Here is a 17,808-nt window from a genome sequence, read left to right as displayed (position 1 = left end):
TCTAAAAAAAAATTCAATTTGCACCTTCAAAACGAAGGCATTAAATTCAAGGTTTTAAAAATAATAAAATGGAAGAAAATACGGCGACTTTAGACATCAGAGCAATCAATGAAAAAATCGAAAGAGAGAGTGCATTTATAGACCTTCTCACAATGGAAATGAACAAGGTTATTGTGGGTCAAAAGCACATGGTGGAGCGTTTGTTAATTGGACTTTTGGGTCAAGGGCATATTTTATTGGAAGGTGTTCCCGGATTAGCAAAAACTTTAGCGATAAACACCCTTTCGCAAGCCGTTCAGGGATCTTTCAGTAGAATTCAATTTACACCGGATTTATTGCCAGCAGATGTTGTGGGAACAATGATTTACAACATTAAGGCTAATGAATTTTCGATAAAAAAAGGACCAATTTTCGCTAATTTCGTTCTTGCCGATGAGATTAACCGTGCGCCAGCCAAAGTGCAATCAGCATTACTGGAAGCCATGCAGGAAAAGCAAGTAACTATTGGCGACACTACTTTCAAGTTAGACCGACCATTCTTGGTTTTGGCTACTCAAAATCCAATTGAACAAGAAGGTACCTACCAATTACCTGAAGCTCAGGTCGATCGTTTCATGTTGAAAACGGTTATTGATTATCCAAAAATGGAAGACGAACGTTTAGTAATTCGTCAAAACCTAAAAGGAAGTTATGAAAAAGTAAATGCTGTAGTTTCTGTGGAACAAATTTTACGAGCTCAAGAAGCAGTTCGTGAGGTTTACATGGATGAAAAAATAGAAAAATACATACTTGATATCATTTTTGCCACGCGTTATCCAGAAAAATACAAATTAGCTGATTTGAAACCATTAATCAGTTTTGGAGCATCACCACGTGGAAGTATCAATTTGGCGACTGCCGCAAAATGTTACGCTTTTATCAAACGTCGTGGTTATGTAATTCCAGAGGATGTTCGTGCTGTAGTTCATGATGTATTGCGTCACAGAATTGGAGTTACTTATGAAGCAGAAGCCGAAAATATTACTTCAGTAGACATCATCAACAAAATCGTAAACGAAGTAGAAGTACCTTAAAGTTTGTTTAAGGTTTAAAGTTTCAAGTTGTTGGATTACGAACTTGGAACGTTAAACTTTTAAACTTTAAACAAATTAAAAATGGATACAAAAGACCTCTTAAAAAAAGTACGGAAAATAGAAATCAAAACCCGAAGATTGAGCGATCACATCTTTTCGGGAGAGTATCATACGTCTTTCAAAGGGCGTGGAATGACGTTCAGTGAAGTGCGTCAATACCAGTACGGAGATGACATTCGTGCGATTGATTGGAATGTAACCGCACGGTACAACGAAGCACACGTAAAAGTTTTTGAGGAAGAGCGCGAATTGACCATGATGTTAATGGTTGATATTTCGGGTTCAGAAAGTTTTGGTTCAAAAAACCAATTCAAGAAAGACATTGTTACGGAAATTGCTGCAACAATGGCTTTTTCAGCAACTCAAAACAATGATAAAATAGGTTTGATTTTGTTTTCGGATGAAATCGAATTGTATATACCGCCAAAAAAAGGAAGATCACACGTACTTCGAATCATTCGAGAATTAATAGAATTTCAGCCTAAAAGCCGTAAAACTGATATTACTCAAGCCTTAAAATTTTTATCGGGAACCCAAAAAAAGAAAGCAATTGTGTTTGTAATTTCTGATTTCATGTCGGAAGATTACGAGCAAACTTTAAAAATTGCTGCAAAAAAACACGACATAACGGGGATTCGCGTGTACGACATTCGAGAAGAAAAAATGCCGGATTTAGGAATGGTTTCTATGCTTGATGCTGAAACCGGAGCAGTCGAATTGATAAATACCGGTTCGAAAGCAGTGCGAATGAATTATGAAAAACAATACCGTGATAAAGTAAATTATTTTAAAGAAACATTCAGTAAATCAGGTTCCGGTGTTGTAAACACAAGAGTTGATGAAAGTTATGTGACGAAATTATTAAGTTATTTCAAATCGAGATAAGGGTTCAATAATAAAAGATGAAAAAACAATTATACCTACTACTATTGCTGCTTTCGACTGCGGTTTTTGCACAACAAAAGCAAGTAGTCACAAGTATTGACACGACTAAAAATAAAATTGGTGCGGAATTTAAACTGTCCATAAAAACTACTGTTGATACTTCGTCTAAAGTGATTTTCCCGAAATTGAAAAACTTTGGAGCTTTAGAGGTGATTCAGTCGTATCCTATTGATACGGTCAAAATGGACGGCCGTTATGAATTAATCAAAAAATACGGTTTAACCCAATTTGATTCCGGTAGATATGTGGTTCCAAGTATCAAGATTTTTATCAACAGCAAACCGTTTCTTACGGATTCGATTTTGGTAGAAGTGGCGAATGTTCAAGTGGATACTTTGAAACAAAAAATGTTCGACATCAAGGACATTGCTCCAGCTGATAACCCAATTGGAGACTGGTGGAAATACCTTTTGATTATTGCTTTGATTGTAGGTATTGGAGCTTTTATTTATTGGTTTATTAAAAAACGCCAAGAAAAGAAACTACAGGAAGAAATTTATAAAACTCCAATCGAGAAAGCGACTACTTTACTGGATACTTTAGAGAAAAAGGAACTTTGGCAAAAAGGAGAAGTCAAAGCCTATTATAGTGAATTGACTGATATCGCAAGAAATTATATCGAAGAAGCAATTGAAATTCCGGCTATGGAAAGCACGACTTCGGAATTGATTCAGGGTCTTAGAGCAGCTTCTGTAAAAAAGAAAATGACGCTTTCGCAGGAAATTATCGAAAATCTGGAGCGTGTTTTGAAACAAGCCGATTTAGTGAAATTCGCCAAGTCAAAACCATTGGATTTTGAAATCACAGAAGACCGAAATAAGATTCAAAAAGCAATTCTGACATTAGACAATTCGATTCCTGTGGAAATTCCGGTAGAGGAAGATATGTTGTTGAATGAAGCGCAAAGACAAAAACAAATCCAAATTCAATTGCGCAAACAAAGGAACAAACGCATCGTAACTGCGGTGGCTTCGGTTGTTTTTTTATTGGCAGCGACCACCACTTTTTTCATTGTTACCAAAGGGTTTGATTATGTAAAAGACAATATTATTGGTCATCCCACAAAAGAATTATTGGAAGGCGAATGGGTAAAAAGTGAGTACGGAAATCCGGGAATTGTCATAGAAACACCAAAAGTGCTTAAGAGAGTAGATTTGACAAAAACACTCCCTAAAAATGGAATGGCTTTGATCAAAGAAATGCAATCCTTTGCGTATGGAAGTGTTTTGGACCGATTTTATGTAATGGTTTCTACGTTAAAATTCAAAGCAGAAACTCAAATTGATTTGGCAAAATCTATGGATGGCGCGCTGCAATCACTTGAAGCGCAAGGAGCTCAAAACATGATTGTAAAACAAGAAGATTTTGAAACCAATGAAGGAGTTAAAGGATTGAAAGCTTACGGAACGTTCTCCCAAATTGATAGTGACAATAAGACTACTGCAAAAATGTATTATGAAGCAATATTGTTCAGTCAAGAAGGCGGATTGCAACAGATTTTAATTTTTCATGAAGAAGGAGATAAGTATGGCAACGAAATATCAGAACGCGTTTTGAATGCTGTCGAATTAAAACAAGCAAGTAAATAATGGACAAAATAACATTTTTAAACCCAGAATTTTTTTGGTTGTTTCTACTGATTCCAGTTGTAATTGTCTGGTTCATGCGAAAAAAGAACCATCAATCAGCCACGTTAAAAATAAGTTCGTTAGAAGGATTTAAAGGAACAGGATCGTATTTGACCAAGTTAAAACCGATGTTGAATGTGCTTCGGGTTTTGGCTTTATGCTCTTTGATTGTAGCGATGGCTAGACCAAGAACGGTCGATGTGAGTAATAAAACTAAAACGACGAAAGGAATTGATATCGTCATGGCGATAGACGTTTCCGGAAGTATGCTGGCCAAAGATTTGAAACCGAACAGAATGGAAGCCCTCAAAAGAGTAGCCGCTGATTTTGTAGAAGAACGACCAAATGACAGGATTGGACTTGTGGTGTATGCCTCTGAAGCGTACACAAAAACGCCGGTCACTAGTGATAAAGCCGTAATTCTGGATGCTATCAACAGCATTAAATATGATAATGTTTTACAGGATGGAACCGGAATAGGAATGGGATTAGCGACTGCTGTCAACAGATTGAAAGACAGTCAGGCTAAGAGCAAGGTGATTATTCTTTTGACAGACGGTGTGAATAATGCCGGTTTTATCGAGCCGGAAACAGCATCGGATATTGCCAAACAATATGGAATTAAAGTGTATACCGTTGGAATTGGAACTAATGGAATGGCCATGTTTCCTTATGCTATCGCACCAAATGGTAAGTTTTTGTTCCAAATGATGAAAGTGGAAATTGACGAGCAGTTGATGAAAAATATCGCCAGAAAAACAGATGGAAAATATTTCAGAGCAACAAGTAATAGCAAATTAGCGGAGATTTATGCTTCCATCAATAAACTGGAAACTACTGAAATTGAAGAATTAAAATTCTATGATTACGATGAAAAATTTAGACCTTTTATATGGTTCGCTGGTTTTTTATTATTGCTGGAAATAGGATTAAGGAATACGGTTTTTAAAAGCTTTATATAATGACAGTCGCAAACTGAAAACTGTAACTGAAAACTGCGACTAAAAGTAAAAAAATGGAATTAGACGAAAAAAAATATTTATATCTTCTCTTTATACTGCCTTTGGTGGTGTTGGTTTTTCTGTTCAATTTATATTGGAAAAGAAAAAAACAACGCGAGTTTGGCGATTTAGAAATGGTGAAAAAACTGAGTCCGGAAAGTTCAGTTTTTAAACCCGTTTTGAAAATATCAGTACTGATTTTGGCTTTACTTGGACTCATTCTTGGATTGGTAAATCCAAAGATTGGTACCAAAATGGAAACTGTGAAGCGAGAAGGAATTGACATTGTTTTTGCAGTGGATGTCTCCAAAAGTATGCTGTCCGAAGACGTAGCGCCAAACCGATTGGATAAAAGCAAGCAAATTGTTTCGCAAATCATCAATCAGTTAGGAAGCGATCGTATAGGAATTGTGGCTTATGCAGGAAGTGCTTTCCCAGTATTGCCAATCACTACGGATTATAGCGTAGCCAAAATGTTTCTGCAAAGCATGAATACGGATATGGTTTCTTCCGTAGGAACATCATTCAACGAGGCTATCAAATTATCGTCAACGTATTTTGATGATAAAAAAACAAGTAAGCTATTGATAATGATTTCGGATGGTGAAGACCATAACGAAGGTGCTGATGAAGCCGCCGAAGAAGCGAATAAACTTGGAATTAAAATCATTACAATTGGTGTTGGAACTGAAAAAGGAGGTACTATTCCATTAAAAAGAAATGGAGTTGTTGAAGGTTTCAAGAAAGATAATAATAACGAAGTAGTGATAACAAAATTGGTTCCTGAAAGTCTGACAGCCATTGCAAAAGCCACAAAAGGAGGCTATGTAAATGGTAATAACACCAAAGAAGTTTTGGAATATGTTAAGAATGCTTTGAATAATATTCAAAAAACAGAGTTTGAAGCGACCGAAATGGCAGATTTTCAATCGCAATTTCAATGGTTCTTGGGTTTTGCCTTTTTGCTATTATTTGTTGATGTATTTCTATTGGAAAGAAAAACAAGTTGGGTTAAAAAGTTGGATTTATTTAACGAGAATAAATAATTATTTCTAGAAGTTTTTGAAGCCTTCTGGATTTATAGATACAATAAATGAAAAGATTTAAAATTATCATAATTGCCTTTTTAATCGTTGCTTTCTCCGGAACAGCCGGATTGCATGCGCAACAAAAAGATAGAATTTTGCCCAAAGGAAACCAAGATTATGCGGATAATAAATTTGTGGATGCGGAGGCTAATTACCGAATTTCGGATTCAAAATTCCCTAATAAAGCAGCTGCGCCTTTTAACCTTGGAAATAGTATTTACAAGCAAAAACAATCTTCTGAAGCCAAGTTTGCTTACGCCAAAGCATTAAAAAATTCGAAAACTAGACCTCAGAAACACCGTGCTTTTCATAATCTTGGGAATGTATTCATGAATGAAAAAGATTATACGCAAGCAGTAGAAGCATATAAAAATGCCTTGCGCAATGATCCAACTGATGAGGAAACCCGATATAATTATGCTTTGGCTAAAAAAATGCTGAAAGACAATCCTCCGAAGGACGATAAGAAAAAAGACGAGAAAAAAGATCAGGAAAAGAAAGACGATAAAAAGGACGACAAGAAAGACGGCGAAAAAGACAAAAAGGACGATAAAGAAAAAGATAAAAAAGACGATAAAGGCGATCAGGACAAACAAAATAAAGACCCGAAACCCAACGATAAGGGAGAACCAAAACCTGCTCCGGGAGGAATTTCTAAGGAACGTTTAGAGAATCTTTTGGATGCCGTAAATAAAGAAGAAAAGAAGATTCAGGACAAAGTGAATGCCCAAAAAGTAAAAGGAAAACCAGTTAAAACGGAGAAGGATTGGTAATTCAATTAGAGAGTTTGAAAATGAAAAAATATATAGCGGCGATTGTTTTATTGGTGTGCAGCACACTCAGCGCTCAGGTTCAGTTTGAGGCCAGAGTGAGCAAAACTACGCTGGGCTTGAATGAAAGACTGCGTATTGATTTTATGATGAATGTAGATGGCGATAATTTTGTTCAGCCGTCTTTTGATGGTTTCCGAATTATAGCCGGACCCAGTCAGCAGGTAAGTCAGTCGTGGGTAAACGGAAGAAGCTCTTTTGAAAAAGCATATTCTTATTTTCTGACACCTAATCAAAAAGGGACATTTATAATTAAGCCGGCGGCTATTGAGTACAACGGTCAAATCTATAAAACGGCACCAATCAAGATTATTGTGACCGCTGCCACAGAACAGCCTAGAGACCCTAACGATACTCAAATGTCTGGGGATGAAAACCTATATCTGGTTGCTGATGTTTCTAAAACAAATCCATACATCAACGAACCCATTACGGTAGTTTATAAATTATATTTTGCCAACATTGGAATTTCAAACCTTGGAGAATCAAGTAAGCCTAAATACAATGATTTTTGGAGCCAAAATATCGAAATAAAACAACTTGCTGCCGAAGAAGGAATTTTCAAGGGCCAGAATTTCAGGTTTATTGTACTGAAAAAAGTAGTGCTGTATCCGCAAAAATCGGGCAGACTTAAAATTGAGCCGTTGTCATTATCGGTAGATGTGCAATTACCAACCAATCGTAGGGATATGTTTGGTCGTATGATGCTTACAGAAACTACTAAACGTGTTTCGGCTGGAGCCAAAACCATTAACGTTAAGCCATTACCTGAGGCAGGAAAACCAGATGATTTTAGCGGTGCGGTTGGAGATTTTGATTTTAAAGTTACTCCATCAAAGACTAATTTGAAACATGGAGAAAGCCTTGATTTGGTTGTAAGTGTAACCGGAAAAGGAAATTTAAAACTATTCAGTTTGCCAAAACCAGTAGTGCCAAATGCACTGGAGATGTACGATGCCATTCACAGCGAAGATATCAGTACACCACTCTCTGGAATGGCTGGAAAATCGTCGGATAGTTATGCAATAATTCCGCAATACAGAGGGAATTATCCGGTCAAACCAATGCAGTTTTCTTATTTTGATTTGAGCTCCGGAAGCTATAAAACGTTGCGTTCTCCGCAGATTATGATTAATGTTCTGGATGGTCCTACACCGGCTGATTCTACTGCAACTGGTGGAAATAAGAATAAAATTGCAGCTGTAGAGGAATTTAAAACGATCAAGTCAAAAACCAATCTTGTTACCATTGACAAAGAGGATTTCTTTGGGTCGAATTTGTTTATTGGATTGTTATTGCTTCCTTTTTTACTGGTACCAATAATTGTTTTATTCAAAAAGAAGAAAGAGGCTATGGATGGTGATATTTCCGGAAACAGAATCCGAATGAATAACAGACTGGCTAAGAAATATTTATCAGAAGCGAAGAAACAAATCAACAACAAAGAACTGTTTTACATTGCGCTGGAAAAAGCGATGCATAATTTCCTGAAAGCGAAATTACACATTGAAACTTCAGAAATGAGCAAGGATAATATTCAGGAATTATTGTTGTCTCGAAATGCAAAACCAGAAGCTGTAAATGATTTTATTGCGCTTACTGAGAACTGTGAAGTAGCGCGTTATGCGCCTTCGTCAAGTGTTACGATACAGCAGGATTTTGATAAAGCGGTATTTATAATCTCTGAATTAGAAAAACAAATTGCTTAATAAAATCAATTTTTGAGTAAATAGACTTTGCGCCTTTGTGACTTCATGGCAAAAAAACATAATAATGAAAAACATACTATACATATTATTACTTTCAACCCAGATTTTCTTTGCCCAAAACGGTTTCGAAAAAGGGAATGCCTACTATGCAAAAGGAAAGTACACTGAAGCCGTGACAGCTTATGAAAGTGTTTTAAAAGACAATAAGCAGTCCTCGGAATTGTATTTTAATTTAGGAAATGCGTATTATAAATTGAATGAGGTAGCGCCTTCGATTTACTATTATGAAAAAGCATTGGTACTGAATCCAAAGGATAAGGAAAGCATAAACAACCTGAAATTCGCTCAAAAAAGAACCATTGATGAGATTAAAGTAATTCCAAAAGTGGGTTTTGGAAAGTTACTTCGGGATTTCACGGGAATTTACCACTATAATACTTGGGGATGGATTTCTGTAGGACTGGCGACATTTTTTTTATTGTTTTTTATCGGATATTATTTTTCACAAAGAACACTTTCTAAACGTATTTTCTTCTTTGGAATGTTTGCAGTATTTATTTTGATGGTAATTGCTTTATCTGCTGCAATTATTGAGAAAAGTCATTTTGATACTGAAAAACCAGCCATAATTTTTGCCGAAAGAACGAATATGAAGTCGGAACCCAGAGATGGTGGTAAGCCATTATTAGTATTGCATGAAGGAACAAAAGTGTTTGTTTTTGAAACCATTGGAAAATGGAAAAAAATACAACTTACTGATGGAACCGAAGGATGGATTGAAACTAGTACGATTAAGGAAGTGAAATAATAATATTCACGGTAAATTTTGCTTACTTTTTCTTCAAACTACTGTACCATTCGTTTAGTGACGGATACATATATCCCGCTGTTTTTTGGATTGGATTGTAAAAAAGAGAATTGTCCAACGTCTCTTTTTTGGCTAAAATATGATTGTAATTTATTTTTTCGAAAACTGCAAAGAGAATACTGATAATCAAAACTATTTTCAGCACTCGGAAAAAACCGCCGCCCAATTTATTCAACCAGCCTAAAAAAGCAAAATCGGCAATTCCTGTGAGGAACTTTCCTAAAATTGTGACGACCACAACCACAGCAATAAACGTCAGTATAAAGGCAACAACTTGAATAGTATTGGGGTTCCACTTCACATAACCTACTAAAATATCCCGCATAAAGGAAGAAAATTTTACAGCAAAATAAATACCCGCCAATAGCGAAACCAAAGATGCTAATTCAACAAAAAGTCCGTTTTTCAATCCTTTATAAAAAGCAAAAGTAAGTAGTACACCTAAAATAATATCTAAAAATCCCATGATAATTAATTAAAAAATAGAAACGCAAATATAAATGAATTGTTCTTTACCATTGCCAATTTTCAAGTTCTTATCTTTGCCTGATATATTTGTAAATGTTATGAATAACTATTTCATAACTCATAATTCATAATTCAAAAAAATGTCAAGAGACACACAACTTAAAGAACGCTGGGAACAGCTTGTAAATATACTTTCCAATCAATTTTCACAAGGTGAAGATTTAGATTTAGACGCCATTATTTATTTAATCGGGGTGCAGGAACTAGGAAAAGTCCATAATGAGTTTAAAAAAGATGAGAAATTAAACCTGATGCACATCGCAATTTGCAGGTTGTTAGAGCCGTATGGTTTTTATGAATTCGAATTTTTTGATGAGGATGGATGGCCACATTACAAAGTAAAAGAGGAATTACCACCATTAAAAGCTGGAGAACAATCGGTTTTGATGAAAGAAGCTATAGTGAATTACTTCCTGGAACGGGAAGTAATAGAATAGCTAATTTAAACAACATGGTTAGTTTTAAATGTAATGCAACAAACTTGAAACTTTAAACGTGAAACTTGGAACAAATTTCTTAAATTTGCACTCTCAATTATGGAATGAAAATGATAGATAAGATAAAAGAATATATTGGCGAAGCACAGGCTTTTTCAACGCAAAATACAGCAGAATTAGAAACATTCCGAATCAAATTTTTAGGAAGCAAAGGACTTTTGAAAGAGCTTTTCGCTGAATTTAAAAATGTTCCTAACGACCAAAAAAAGGAATTTGGACAGGTAATTAACCTGCTTAAAACTTCTGCCGAAGAAAAAGTAAAATCCATTCAGGAAGCTTTGGAAAGCAAAGAAGAAAGTAAAGGGTTTTATGGTGATTTGACCCGTTCTGCGGAACCAATGATTATTGGCTCTCGTCACCCTATTTCATTGGTTAAAAACCAAATTATAGATATCTTTTCTACCATAGGTTTCAATGTTTCCGAAGGTCCGGAAATTGAAGATGACTGGCATAATTTCACTGCATTGAACTTACCGGAATACCATCCCGCACGTGATATGCAAGACACTTTTTTCATTCAAACAAATCCTGATATTTTATTGCGTACGCACACTTCATCGGTGCAAGTGCGCTACATGGAAAATAATAAACCGCCCATTCGTACCATTTCTCCGGGAAGGGTTTTTCGTAATGAGGCTGTTTCGTCCCGTTCACATTGTATTTTCCACCAAGTAGAAGGATTATACATTGACAAAGACGTTTCATTTGCCGACTTAAAACAAACGCTTTTGTATTTCACCAAAGAGATGTTTGGAAAATCAAAAATCCGTTTGCGTCCGTCTTATTTTCCGTTTACAGAGCCAAGTGCTGAAATCGATATTTATTGGGGTTTGAAAACCGAAACCGATTATCGTATCACCAAAGGGACCGGTTGGTTAGAAATTGGTGGTTGTGGAATGGTAGATCCTAATGTATTAAAAAACTGTAACATCAGTCCGGAAGAATATACTGGTTTCGCGTTTGGAATGGGAATCGAAAGAATTGCCATGTTGTTGTATCAAATCGGAGACATCCGTATGTTTTACGAAAATGACGTTCGTTTCTTGGAGCAATTCAAATCAAGTATATAAAAATTCAAATTTTTGATTAGCGATTTTTGATTTTAGAAGTTTAAATCTACAATCAAAAATCTACAATCAAAAATCGTTAATCATCAATCAACAATCAAATAAATGAAAGCCGACATCATCATTCCCGAAGTAGAAAATGTTTTCCTTGCTGCAGTCCAAGAATGGAGCGACGATTTTATGGAAAAAGTATGGTATGCTTACTTAATAAACGACAGTGATTTTCTAATCGAAAGCGTTATGGTTGTTTCCAAAGCATTTGGAACCATAGACGGTGAAATGAAAAAAACTTCACTTTTGCGTCATGCTTTTGTAGAAGTACCTGCAGTTTCTGTGGTGAAAATTGAAATGATCGAAAAGAGCGTTTTGACACTTAACAATGAGTTTATGCTTACCTTTTTTATTGGGGACAAATTATACGATAAAAAGTTTATTTTCAAAGCAAATTTCATCAACGAAACGGAAGTCGAGGAAGTGCCTATCTTATTTGTTGACGGCGTTATCGTGAGATAGTTCAGCACTATCGTCATCACGTTTGACTTTTTTCTTCCAATTCAAATAGCCCACTATAAATACTCCGACTAAAACGAAATAAAGTGTTCGGAGTAGATTTTTTTGGACAAAAAAACATCTTCAAAAGACATTTCGAACAGGTCAAAAACGGATAGACATAAGGCAAAAATAAATCACCAAATCCCACCATTTTTAATCTAAAATTTCCATCTTTCGCTCATAGAAATGATTTAGCGGTTCTGTTGTTTAACTTTGGATTTCCAGGTAAAATAACCTAAAACAAATATCCCTACAGCGATATAGGCAGCTGCTCGAATATAAAAATTAGGCGTAGCAACCTGTTCCGAAAAAGGGATTTCTTTAATGTCAAACAATACATTGAAAACCGTCATAAATACACCCCAAATTCCGCCAGTTTTAATTTGATATTTCCATCTTTCGCTCATGAAGTGATTGTGTTTGGTTGTTATTTGAAACGGAATTAATCGAGTTTATCAGTCAGTTTTTTGAATACGGCTTTAGCATCCTGACCTTCGTATAATATACTGTACACTGCATCTATAATTGGTGTTTTGGCACCATAAGCCTGATTGAGTTTATACGCGCTTTTTACGGCGTAATATCCTTCAGCAACCATACTCATTTCCATCATTGCTGATTTAACGGTGTAGCCTTTACCAATCATATTCCCGAACATTCTGTTTCTGGAGAATATAGAATAACCGGTAACCAATAAATCGCCTAAATAAGCAGAGTCATTGATGTTTCGTTTCATCTTATGAACTTTCTTGATAAATTTTTTCATCTCGCGTATCCCATTACTCATCAATACGGACTGGAAATTATCGCCATAACCTAAACCATGAGCCATTCCTGCTGCAATTGCATAAATGTTCTTTAGCATAGCAGCATATTCAGTTCCTATAATGTCATCTGTAATTTTAGTTTTGATATAATTTCCAGATAAATTTTTAGCAACGACTTTGGCTTTATCAGGATCGCCACACGCAATGGTAAGGTAAGAAAGACGTTCCATGGCAACTTCTTCTGCGTGGCAAGGGCCAGTAATCACGCCTATATTGTAATAAGGAATATCATATTTTACATGAAAATGTTCTCCTACAATTAAACTTGTTTCAGGGACAATTCCTTTAATCGCCGAGAAAATGATTTTATCTTTTAGAGAAACGGTTAATTTTGCTAATTCACCATCCAAAAAAGCAGATGGAATAGCAAAAATTATGTAATCTGCATACGCTACAGCTTCATTGATGTCACTGGTTAGTTTCAGTTTTTTAGTATCAAATTCAACCGAACTTAAATAATTTGGATTGTGTTTGTAGGTTTTAATATGCTCTATAGCAGCTTCATTGCGCATGTACCACGAAATTTCGGTAAGATTTACGCATAACATTTTTGCTATCGCTGTCGCCCAACTTCCACCGCCTATTACTGCGAATTTTATATTTTCAGCCATTTTTTTATTGAATTTAATCAAAAGTACTTAAAAAAGGACTGATTATACAAATAAAATTAGAACAAGAAGGTTGATTTTTAAACGTGTTGGAAATACTACAATTATAGGGAATGAAAAATAATTTTAATTTTTTTTAATTTTTAACACAATATAAGTACAGCTATTTCGTTATTGTTATTTATTGTTTAATAATTTAACAAGATAATGAGAATTGAGTTAGTTAGTTATAATTTAGAATTTTAAAAGGCGTTCCCAAAAAATGAGAACGCCTTTTTATTTACACTGCTTCAATCAGTACTCTAGTTATTTTAATTAGTAACTCATTTCAACAATAGATTTAACCTTTTCTAAAGTGATATTTTGTTTTTCACCTAGTCCTAACCAACCTCTTTCTTTAAAACGATCCACTATAAAATCTGCCGTTTTATCAAAATCTTTTGTGTAATCAGATAATTTAGTGTCCATTCCCATTGTGTGGAAAAACTCAACGGTTTTGTTGATGGCTTCGTTTGCGATTTCATCCTCAGTTCCCGTTAAATTGAAAATACGTTTTCCGTATTGTGCCAATTTTCCTTTTTTAGTTTCAAACATCACTCGGTATAAATTTGGACCCACAACTGCCAATGTTCTGGCGTGATCGATTCCGTACAAAGCCGTTAATTCGTGCCCAATCATGTGCGTTGCCCAATCCGAAGGGACTCCTTTTTGGATTAATCCATTTAAAGCCATTGTACAACTCCACATAAAGTTGGAAGCCAAAGCATAATCTTTAGGATTTTCAACTACTTCTGGACCCACTTGAATCAAAGTTTGCAAAATACTTTCTGCAATTCTATCCTGTAGATATCCCTCGTGCGGATACGTTAAATATTGTTCTAAAACATGGGTGTAAGCATCTACAACTCCGTTTTGCAATTGTCTTTTTGGTAAAGATTCAATTACGGTCGGATCACATATAGAAAATTTTGGAAACAAAGCAGAGCCGCCAAAAGCCAATTTTTCCTGAGTAGCTTCAATAGTCACTACGGCACCAGAATTCATCTCACTACCAGTTGCCGGTAAAGTCAATACAGTTCCAAAAGGAATCACTTTAGACAAATCTTTAATCAATAATCTCTTTTGAAGAATATCCATTGGATTTCCGTCAAAGTTCACGGCTGCCGAAATGAATTTTACGCCATCAATTACAGAACCTCCACCAACGGCAAGGATAAAATCTATGTTTTGTTCCTTGATAACGTCAACTGCTTTCATTAATGTTTCAAAATGTGGATTTGGTTCAATTCCTCCAAATTCTACGATTTCAAACCCCTTCAGATTGTTGATTACTTGCTCATGAATTCCATTTTTGAAAATACTTCCGCCACCATAGGCCAAAAGGATTTTGGCTCCTTCTGGTACTAATGTGGAAAGTTTTTCAATTTGTCCTTTTCCAAAAATTAAATTGGTAGGATTGTATAATTCGAAATTTAACATCTTCTTATTTTTTTGAATTCAATTGGTTTAATAATTTTTCCGCAACGAGTTTAGACGAAGCTGGGTTTTGACCTGTAATCAATAAACCATCCTCTACTGCATAAGGCTGCCAATCCCCAATTTTTGAATAAGTTGCACCGTTAGCTTGCAACGCATCTTCTAATAAAAACGGAACAACATTCGTTAATCCCACCGCTTCTTCTTCTGTATTTGAAAATCCGGTTACTTTTTTACCTTTAACTAAAAATTCCCCATTTACTTTTACGTTTTTCAACACTGCTGGTGAATGACATACAAAAGCAACAGGCTTGTTATTCGTGTAAAAAGATTCAATTAAAGCACTTGAAGTTGCATCCGTTGCCAAATCCCACAATGGACCATGACCTCCAGGGTAAAATACAGCATCATAATCAGCTTGTTTAACATCAGCTAGTTTGTGTGTTTTACTTAGTTTAGCTTGTAGTTCAGTGTCTTTGTCAAATCTTTTAGTATCTTCAGTAGCCGAAGATGGATCTGAACTTTTTGGGTCAATTGGTGGCTGTCCTCCTAAGGGTGATGCAATATCAATAATCACTCCTTTATCTGCTAACTCATAATAAGGAGCAGCAAATTCTTCAATCCAAAATCCTGTTTTTTCTCCTGTGTTCCCTAACTCACTATGACTAGTTAGAACGAATAATACTTTTTTCATACCTTTTTTATTTTGTGCAGTTGCCGTAATACAACTTGCGGTTAATGCTATAATGGCAAATAATGCGATTTTTTTCATCTTTAATTTTCTTTCTACAAATTTAAGGCGAATATGCTATTAGTAAAAATAATTTAAATTATGTTTGTGATAAATATATTTATATCATGGTCAATCTCGAATGGTATCGAACGTTTAAATCGGTTTACAAAAACGGTAATTTTTCTTTGGCTGCCAAAGAATTATTTATCAGTCAACCTGCTGTTAGTCAGCAAATATCAATGTTGGAAGCGCATGTAGGATATAAACTTTTCAATCGAAAGTCTAAAGGCGTTGAACCAACGGAATACGCTAAGTTACTCAATAATTTAATCATTGAAGCATTGGACCGATTGGAAAATGTGGAAAATGGTTTTCGTGCCAAAGCGTTCAATGCAAATCGATTAATTTCTATTGGGATTTCAAAGCATTTGATGCGAAGTTTGGGAAGCGCTTTGGTTTCCAAATTCGAATTCATTGATTTTAGCTTCCATGAAAACGATGCGCTTTTTGAATTAGTCGATTCTAAAAAATTAGATTTTGCGGTTGTAACCAAACAATATGACACGTTTGACACCATTAAGAAAAAGGTTGGCGAAATCAAACAAGTCATTGTCGGTTCCAATACTATCGATGCTTCCGAGTTGAAATCTAGTATTAAAACAAAGGATTTCTCTGCTATCGAAAATTGGTTAAACGACCAAAAATGGTTCAGCCACAATGCGCAGATTCCGCACATAAAGTTGTTTTGGTTGCATGTTTTTAATAAAAAAAGACCGTCGATGGTTCCCAATTATATTATTCCATCCGAATATGAAATGCTGGAAATCATTTCGAAAAACACCGGAATAGCGGTTGTTTGGGATTGCAATGCGAAAAGTTTAATCGAAGAAAATAAAATCCAATTGTTGTGGAACAGCAAGCAAATGCCAAGTACAGAAGTGTTTGTATTATCCGGTAAAAACGATAATTTGAGTACGATTTTCGAAAATATTCAACTCGAATTGAAAAGAGTTTTGACGTAATTACTTTTTATAAAAGTTATTGTGATCAATGTATTCCCAAACTTTCGCAGGCAACAAAGGTTGCACATTTTTTCCCTTCTTAATATTTTCCCGAATAAATGTCGATGATATTTCTACAACCGGAGCGTCAATCATGTGGATTTTTGTACCGAATTTTTGTAAAATTTTTAAATCCAAATTGTACGCGTCGGTAGAAATTGCTTCTTCAGCAGAACCTTTGGCCTCGAGTCTTGGATAAACATAAATCTCATGATGCGCCAGAATTGCTTCGTAGTTTTTCCATTTGTGCAAAGATTTTAAATTGTCTTCACCCATGATTAATGAGAACTCGTAATTGGGATATTTCTCTTCTAAATAAACTAAAGTATTCACGGTGTAATTAGGTTGCGATAATTTAAACTCAATATCCGAAGGTTTGATTTTTGGAAAATCCTCGGTGGCAAGATGCACCATTTGTAAACGATGGTAATCATCGAGCAATGTACTTTTTTTCTTCAAAGGATTGTGTGGCGTAACCACCATCCAGATTTGATCTAAATCGGCATGTTCCGCCATGTGATTGGCAATAATGAGATGCCCAACATGAATGGGATTAAACGTTCCGAAATAAAGTCCGATTTTCATAGACACTAATTATTTAAACAACACAGATTTCGCAGATTTTTAGAAATTATAAATCTGTGCTAATTTGTGGAATCTGTGTTTACAAAATTCCTTACCAATTGATATGCTTCTTCCAAGGCAATATCTAAATCGTAGTTTTTTATAATCACATCAAATTGTGGTGCTGTTGCCAGTTCTACAGAAGCTTTGGCGATGCGCATGTTGATTTTGTCATCACTTTCGGTAGAGCGTTCCTTTAATCGTCTTTTTAGTTCATCCACGCTTGGTGGTTTCACGAAAACGGCTAAAGTTTCTTCGGGGAATTTATGTTTGATACGCAATCCGCCGGATACATCAATATCAAAAATCACATTTTTACCTTTGGCCCAAATACGTTCTACTTCGCTTTTCAGAGTTCCGTAGAAATTATCACGGTATACTTCTTCCCATTCCAGAAAGTCTTCGTTTTTGATGTGTTTTTTAAACTCTTCGGTCGACATGAAATAATAATCTTTTCCGTTTACTTCTTCGCCTCTTGGCTCACGAGAAGCTGCCGAAATCGAAAATTCCAGATTCAAATCTTCTTTTCCTAATAAGTGTCTAACGATGGTCGTCTTTCCAGATCCCGAAGGTGCCGAAAACACTATTAATTTTCCTCCTGTGCTCATTTTATGCTGAATTTATTTCAGTATC

General features: G+C 35.4%; 19 protein-coding genes. 12 read left to right on the top strand and 7 right to left on the bottom strand.

The genetic code is table 11. The annotated features are described in order from the left end of the window. Window positions 1-68 precede the first annotated feature (68 nt). From BMX64_RS03595 to BMX64_RS03560, 8 genes are all read left to right on the top strand, one after another. Entirely contained in the window at window positions 69-1,073 is a 1,005-nt protein-coding gene (locus BMX64_RS03595; RefSeq protein ID WP_091166367.1) for an AAA family ATPase, read from the top strand. An 81-nt stretch (window positions 1,074-1,154) separates the two neighbouring features. Further along, window positions 1,155-2,018, top strand: a complete 864-nt coding sequence (locus BMX64_RS03590; protein ID WP_091166366.1) for a DUF58 domain-containing protein — start codon at window positions 1,155-1,157, stop codon at window positions 2,016-2,018. Between the two features lie 17 nt (window positions 2,019-2,035). Beyond that, window positions 2,036-3,667 (top strand): hypothetical protein, encoded by a 1,632-nt coding sequence (locus BMX64_RS03585; RefSeq protein WP_091166365.1) that lies wholly within the window; start codon window positions 2,036-2,038, stop codon window positions 3,665-3,667. Beyond that, window positions 3,667-4,668, top strand: coding sequence for a vWA domain-containing protein (locus BMX64_RS03580; RefSeq protein WP_091166364.1), 1,002 nt, complete (start codon window positions 3,667-3,669; stop codon window positions 4,666-4,668). The genes BMX64_RS03585 and BMX64_RS03580 overlap by 1 nt, the downstream gene beginning before the upstream one ends. Before the next feature lie 53 nt (window positions 4,669-4,721). Then, window positions 4,722-5,753, top strand: a complete 1,032-nt coding sequence (locus BMX64_RS03575; RefSeq protein WP_091166363.1) for a VWA domain-containing protein — start codon at window positions 4,722-4,724, stop codon at window positions 5,751-5,753. A gap of 47 nt (window positions 5,754-5,800) precedes the next feature. Next, entirely contained in the window at window positions 5,801-6,568 is a 768-nt protein-coding gene (locus tag BMX64_RS03570; RefSeq protein ID WP_091166362.1) for a tetratricopeptide repeat protein, read from the top strand. Window positions 6,569-6,588: 20 nt separating this feature from the next. Then, window positions 6,589-8,334, top strand: coding sequence for a BatD family protein (locus tag BMX64_RS03565; RefSeq protein ID WP_091166361.1), 1,746 nt, complete (start codon window positions 6,589-6,591; stop codon window positions 8,332-8,334). A gap of 64 nt (window positions 8,335-8,398) precedes the next feature. Beyond that, a complete protein-coding gene (locus BMX64_RS03560) occupies window positions 8,399-9,142 on the top strand; it encodes a tetratricopeptide repeat protein (RefSeq protein WP_091166360.1) in 744 nt (247 codons plus the stop codon). A 22-nt stretch (window positions 9,143-9,164) separates the two neighbouring features. Here BMX64_RS03560 and BMX64_RS03555 read toward each other — a convergent pair whose 3' ends face one another. Then, a complete protein-coding gene (locus tag BMX64_RS03555; RefSeq protein ID WP_091166359.1) occupies window positions 9,165-9,668 on the bottom strand; it encodes a CvpA family protein in 504 nt (167 codons plus the stop codon). Window positions 9,669-9,810: 142 nt separating this feature from the next. Here BMX64_RS03555 and BMX64_RS03550 point away from each other — a divergent pair, with 142 nt between their 5' ends. The 3 genes from BMX64_RS03550 (at window position 9,811) to BMX64_RS03540 (ending at window position 11,807) form a co-directional block, all read left to right on the top strand. Next, a complete protein-coding gene (locus BMX64_RS03550; RefSeq protein WP_091166358.1) occupies window positions 9,811-10,167 on the top strand; it encodes a hypothetical protein in 357 nt (118 codons plus the stop codon). A gap of 110 nt (window positions 10,168-10,277) precedes the next feature. Then, window positions 10,278-11,297: a phenylalanine--tRNA ligase subunit alpha gene (gene pheS / locus BMX64_RS03545; RefSeq protein WP_091166551.1), complete on the top strand. Its 1,020-nt coding sequence runs from the start codon at window positions 10,278-10,280 to the stop codon at window positions 11,295-11,297. A gap of 102 nt (window positions 11,298-11,399) precedes the next feature. Next, window positions 11,400-11,807, top strand: coding sequence for a hypothetical protein (locus tag BMX64_RS03540; protein ID WP_091166357.1), 408 nt, complete (start codon window positions 11,400-11,402; stop codon window positions 11,805-11,807). A 230-nt stretch (window positions 11,808-12,037) separates the two neighbouring features. On the opposite strand, the gene BMX64_RS03535 is transcribed toward BMX64_RS03540, so the two are convergent. The 4 genes from BMX64_RS03535 to BMX64_RS03520 all read right to left on the bottom strand — a co-directional run bounded on the left by BMX64_RS03535 (window position 12,038) and on the right by BMX64_RS03520 (window position 15,529). Beyond that, window positions 12,038-12,253, bottom strand: a complete 216-nt coding sequence (locus BMX64_RS03535; RefSeq protein WP_091166356.1) for a hypothetical protein — start codon at window positions 12,251-12,253, stop codon at window positions 12,038-12,040. A 35-nt stretch (window positions 12,254-12,288) separates the two neighbouring features. Further along, window positions 12,289-13,284: an NAD(P)H-dependent glycerol-3-phosphate dehydrogenase gene (locus BMX64_RS03530; RefSeq protein ID WP_091166355.1), complete on the bottom strand. Its 996-nt coding sequence runs from the start codon at window positions 13,282-13,284 to the stop codon at window positions 12,289-12,291. 312 nt (window positions 13,285-13,596) lie between these two features. After that, the gene (locus BMX64_RS03525; protein WP_091166354.1) at window positions 13,597-14,760 is read right to left on the bottom strand and encodes an iron-containing alcohol dehydrogenase; all 1,164 of its coding nucleotides are present in this window, start codon (window positions 14,758-14,760) and stop codon (window positions 13,597-13,599) included. 4 nt (window positions 14,761-14,764) lie between these two features. Continuing rightward, a complete protein-coding gene (locus tag BMX64_RS03520; protein WP_167543017.1) occupies window positions 14,765-15,529 on the bottom strand; it encodes a type 1 glutamine amidotransferase domain-containing protein in 765 nt (254 codons plus the stop codon). Between the two features lie 86 nt (window positions 15,530-15,615). Between BMX64_RS03520 and BMX64_RS03515 the strand changes: the two genes are divergently transcribed. Continuing rightward, on the top strand, window positions 15,616-16,512 hold the full coding sequence (locus tag BMX64_RS03515) for a LysR family transcriptional regulator (protein WP_091166353.1): 897 nt from the start codon (window positions 15,616-15,618) through the stop codon (window positions 16,510-16,512). Here the strand turns inward: BMX64_RS03515 and nadD are convergent, their stop codons facing one another. Beyond that, a complete protein-coding gene (gene nadD / locus BMX64_RS03510) occupies window positions 16,513-17,136 on the bottom strand; it encodes a nicotinate (nicotinamide) nucleotide adenylyltransferase (RefSeq protein WP_091166352.1) in 624 nt (207 codons plus the stop codon). Window positions 17,137-17,195: 59 nt separating this feature from the next. Continuing rightward, entirely contained in the window at window positions 17,196-17,783 is a 588-nt protein-coding gene (gmk, locus tag BMX64_RS03505) for a guanylate kinase (protein WP_091166351.1), read from the bottom strand. Between the last annotated feature and the right edge of the window lie 25 nt (window positions 17,784-17,808).

Source organism: Flavobacterium sinopsychrotolerans, from assembly GCF_900110375.1.
Taxonomy (GTDB): domain Bacteria; phylum Bacteroidota; class Bacteroidia; order Flavobacteriales; family Flavobacteriaceae; genus Flavobacterium; species Flavobacterium sinopsychrotolerans.
The sequence above is the reverse complement of the archived record's forward strand: the minus strand, read 5'-3'. Positions and strand labels throughout refer to the sequence as shown.

Coding starts and splice junctions, on each gene's coding strand:
- BMX64_RS03595 (WP_091166367.1), top strand. CDS start 69: ATGGAAGAAAATACGGCGACTTTAGACATCAGAGCAATCAATGAAAAA.
- BMX64_RS03590 (WP_091166366.1), top strand. CDS start 1,155: ATGGATACAAAAGACCTCTTAAAAAAAGTACGGAAAATAGAAATCAAA.
- BMX64_RS03585 (WP_091166365.1), top strand. CDS start 2,036: ATGAAAAAACAATTATACCTACTACTATTGCTGCTTTCGACTGCGGTT.
- BMX64_RS03580 (WP_091166364.1), top strand. CDS start 3,667: ATGGACAAAATAACATTTTTAAACCCAGAATTTTTTTGGTTGTTTCTA.
- BMX64_RS03575 (WP_091166363.1), top strand. CDS start 4,722: ATGGAATTAGACGAAAAAAAATATTTATATCTTCTCTTTATACTGCCT.
- BMX64_RS03570 (WP_091166362.1), top strand. CDS start 5,801: ATGAAAAGATTTAAAATTATCATAATTGCCTTTTTAATCGTTGCTTTC.
- BMX64_RS03565 (WP_091166361.1), top strand. CDS start 6,589: ATGAAAAAATATATAGCGGCGATTGTTTTATTGGTGTGCAGCACACTC.
- BMX64_RS03560 (WP_091166360.1), top strand. CDS start 8,399: ATGAAAAACATACTATACATATTATTACTTTCAACCCAGATTTTCTTT.
- BMX64_RS03555 (WP_091166359.1), bottom strand. CDS start 9,668: ATGGGATTTTTAGATATTATTTTAGGTGTACTACTTACTTTTGCTTTT.
- BMX64_RS03550 (WP_091166358.1), top strand. CDS start 9,811: ATGTCAAGAGACACACAACTTAAAGAACGCTGGGAACAGCTTGTAAAT.
- pheS (WP_091166551.1), top strand. CDS start 10,278: ATGATAGATAAGATAAAAGAATATATTGGCGAAGCACAGGCTTTTTCA.
- BMX64_RS03540 (WP_091166357.1), top strand. CDS start 11,400: ATGAAAGCCGACATCATCATTCCCGAAGTAGAAAATGTTTTCCTTGCT.
- BMX64_RS03535 (WP_091166356.1), bottom strand. CDS start 12,253: ATGAGCGAAAGATGGAAATATCAAATTAAAACTGGCGGAATTTGGGGT.
- BMX64_RS03530 (WP_091166355.1), bottom strand. CDS start 13,284: ATGGCTGAAAATATAAAATTCGCAGTAATAGGCGGTGGAAGTTGGGCG.
- BMX64_RS03525 (WP_091166354.1), bottom strand. CDS start 14,760: ATGTTAAATTTCGAATTATACAATCCTACCAATTTAATTTTTGGAAAA.
- BMX64_RS03520 (WP_167543017.1), bottom strand. CDS start 15,529: ATGAAAAAAATCGCATTATTTGCCATTATAGCATTAACCGCAAGTTGT.
- BMX64_RS03515 (WP_091166353.1), top strand. CDS start 15,616: ATGGTCAATCTCGAATGGTATCGAACGTTTAAATCGGTTTACAAAAAC.
- nadD (WP_091166352.1), bottom strand. CDS start 17,136: ATGAAAATCGGACTTTATTTCGGAACGTTTAATCCCATTCATGTTGGG.
- gmk (WP_091166351.1), bottom strand. CDS start 17,783: ATGAGCACAGGAGGAAAATTAATAGTGTTTTCGGCACCTTCGGGATCT.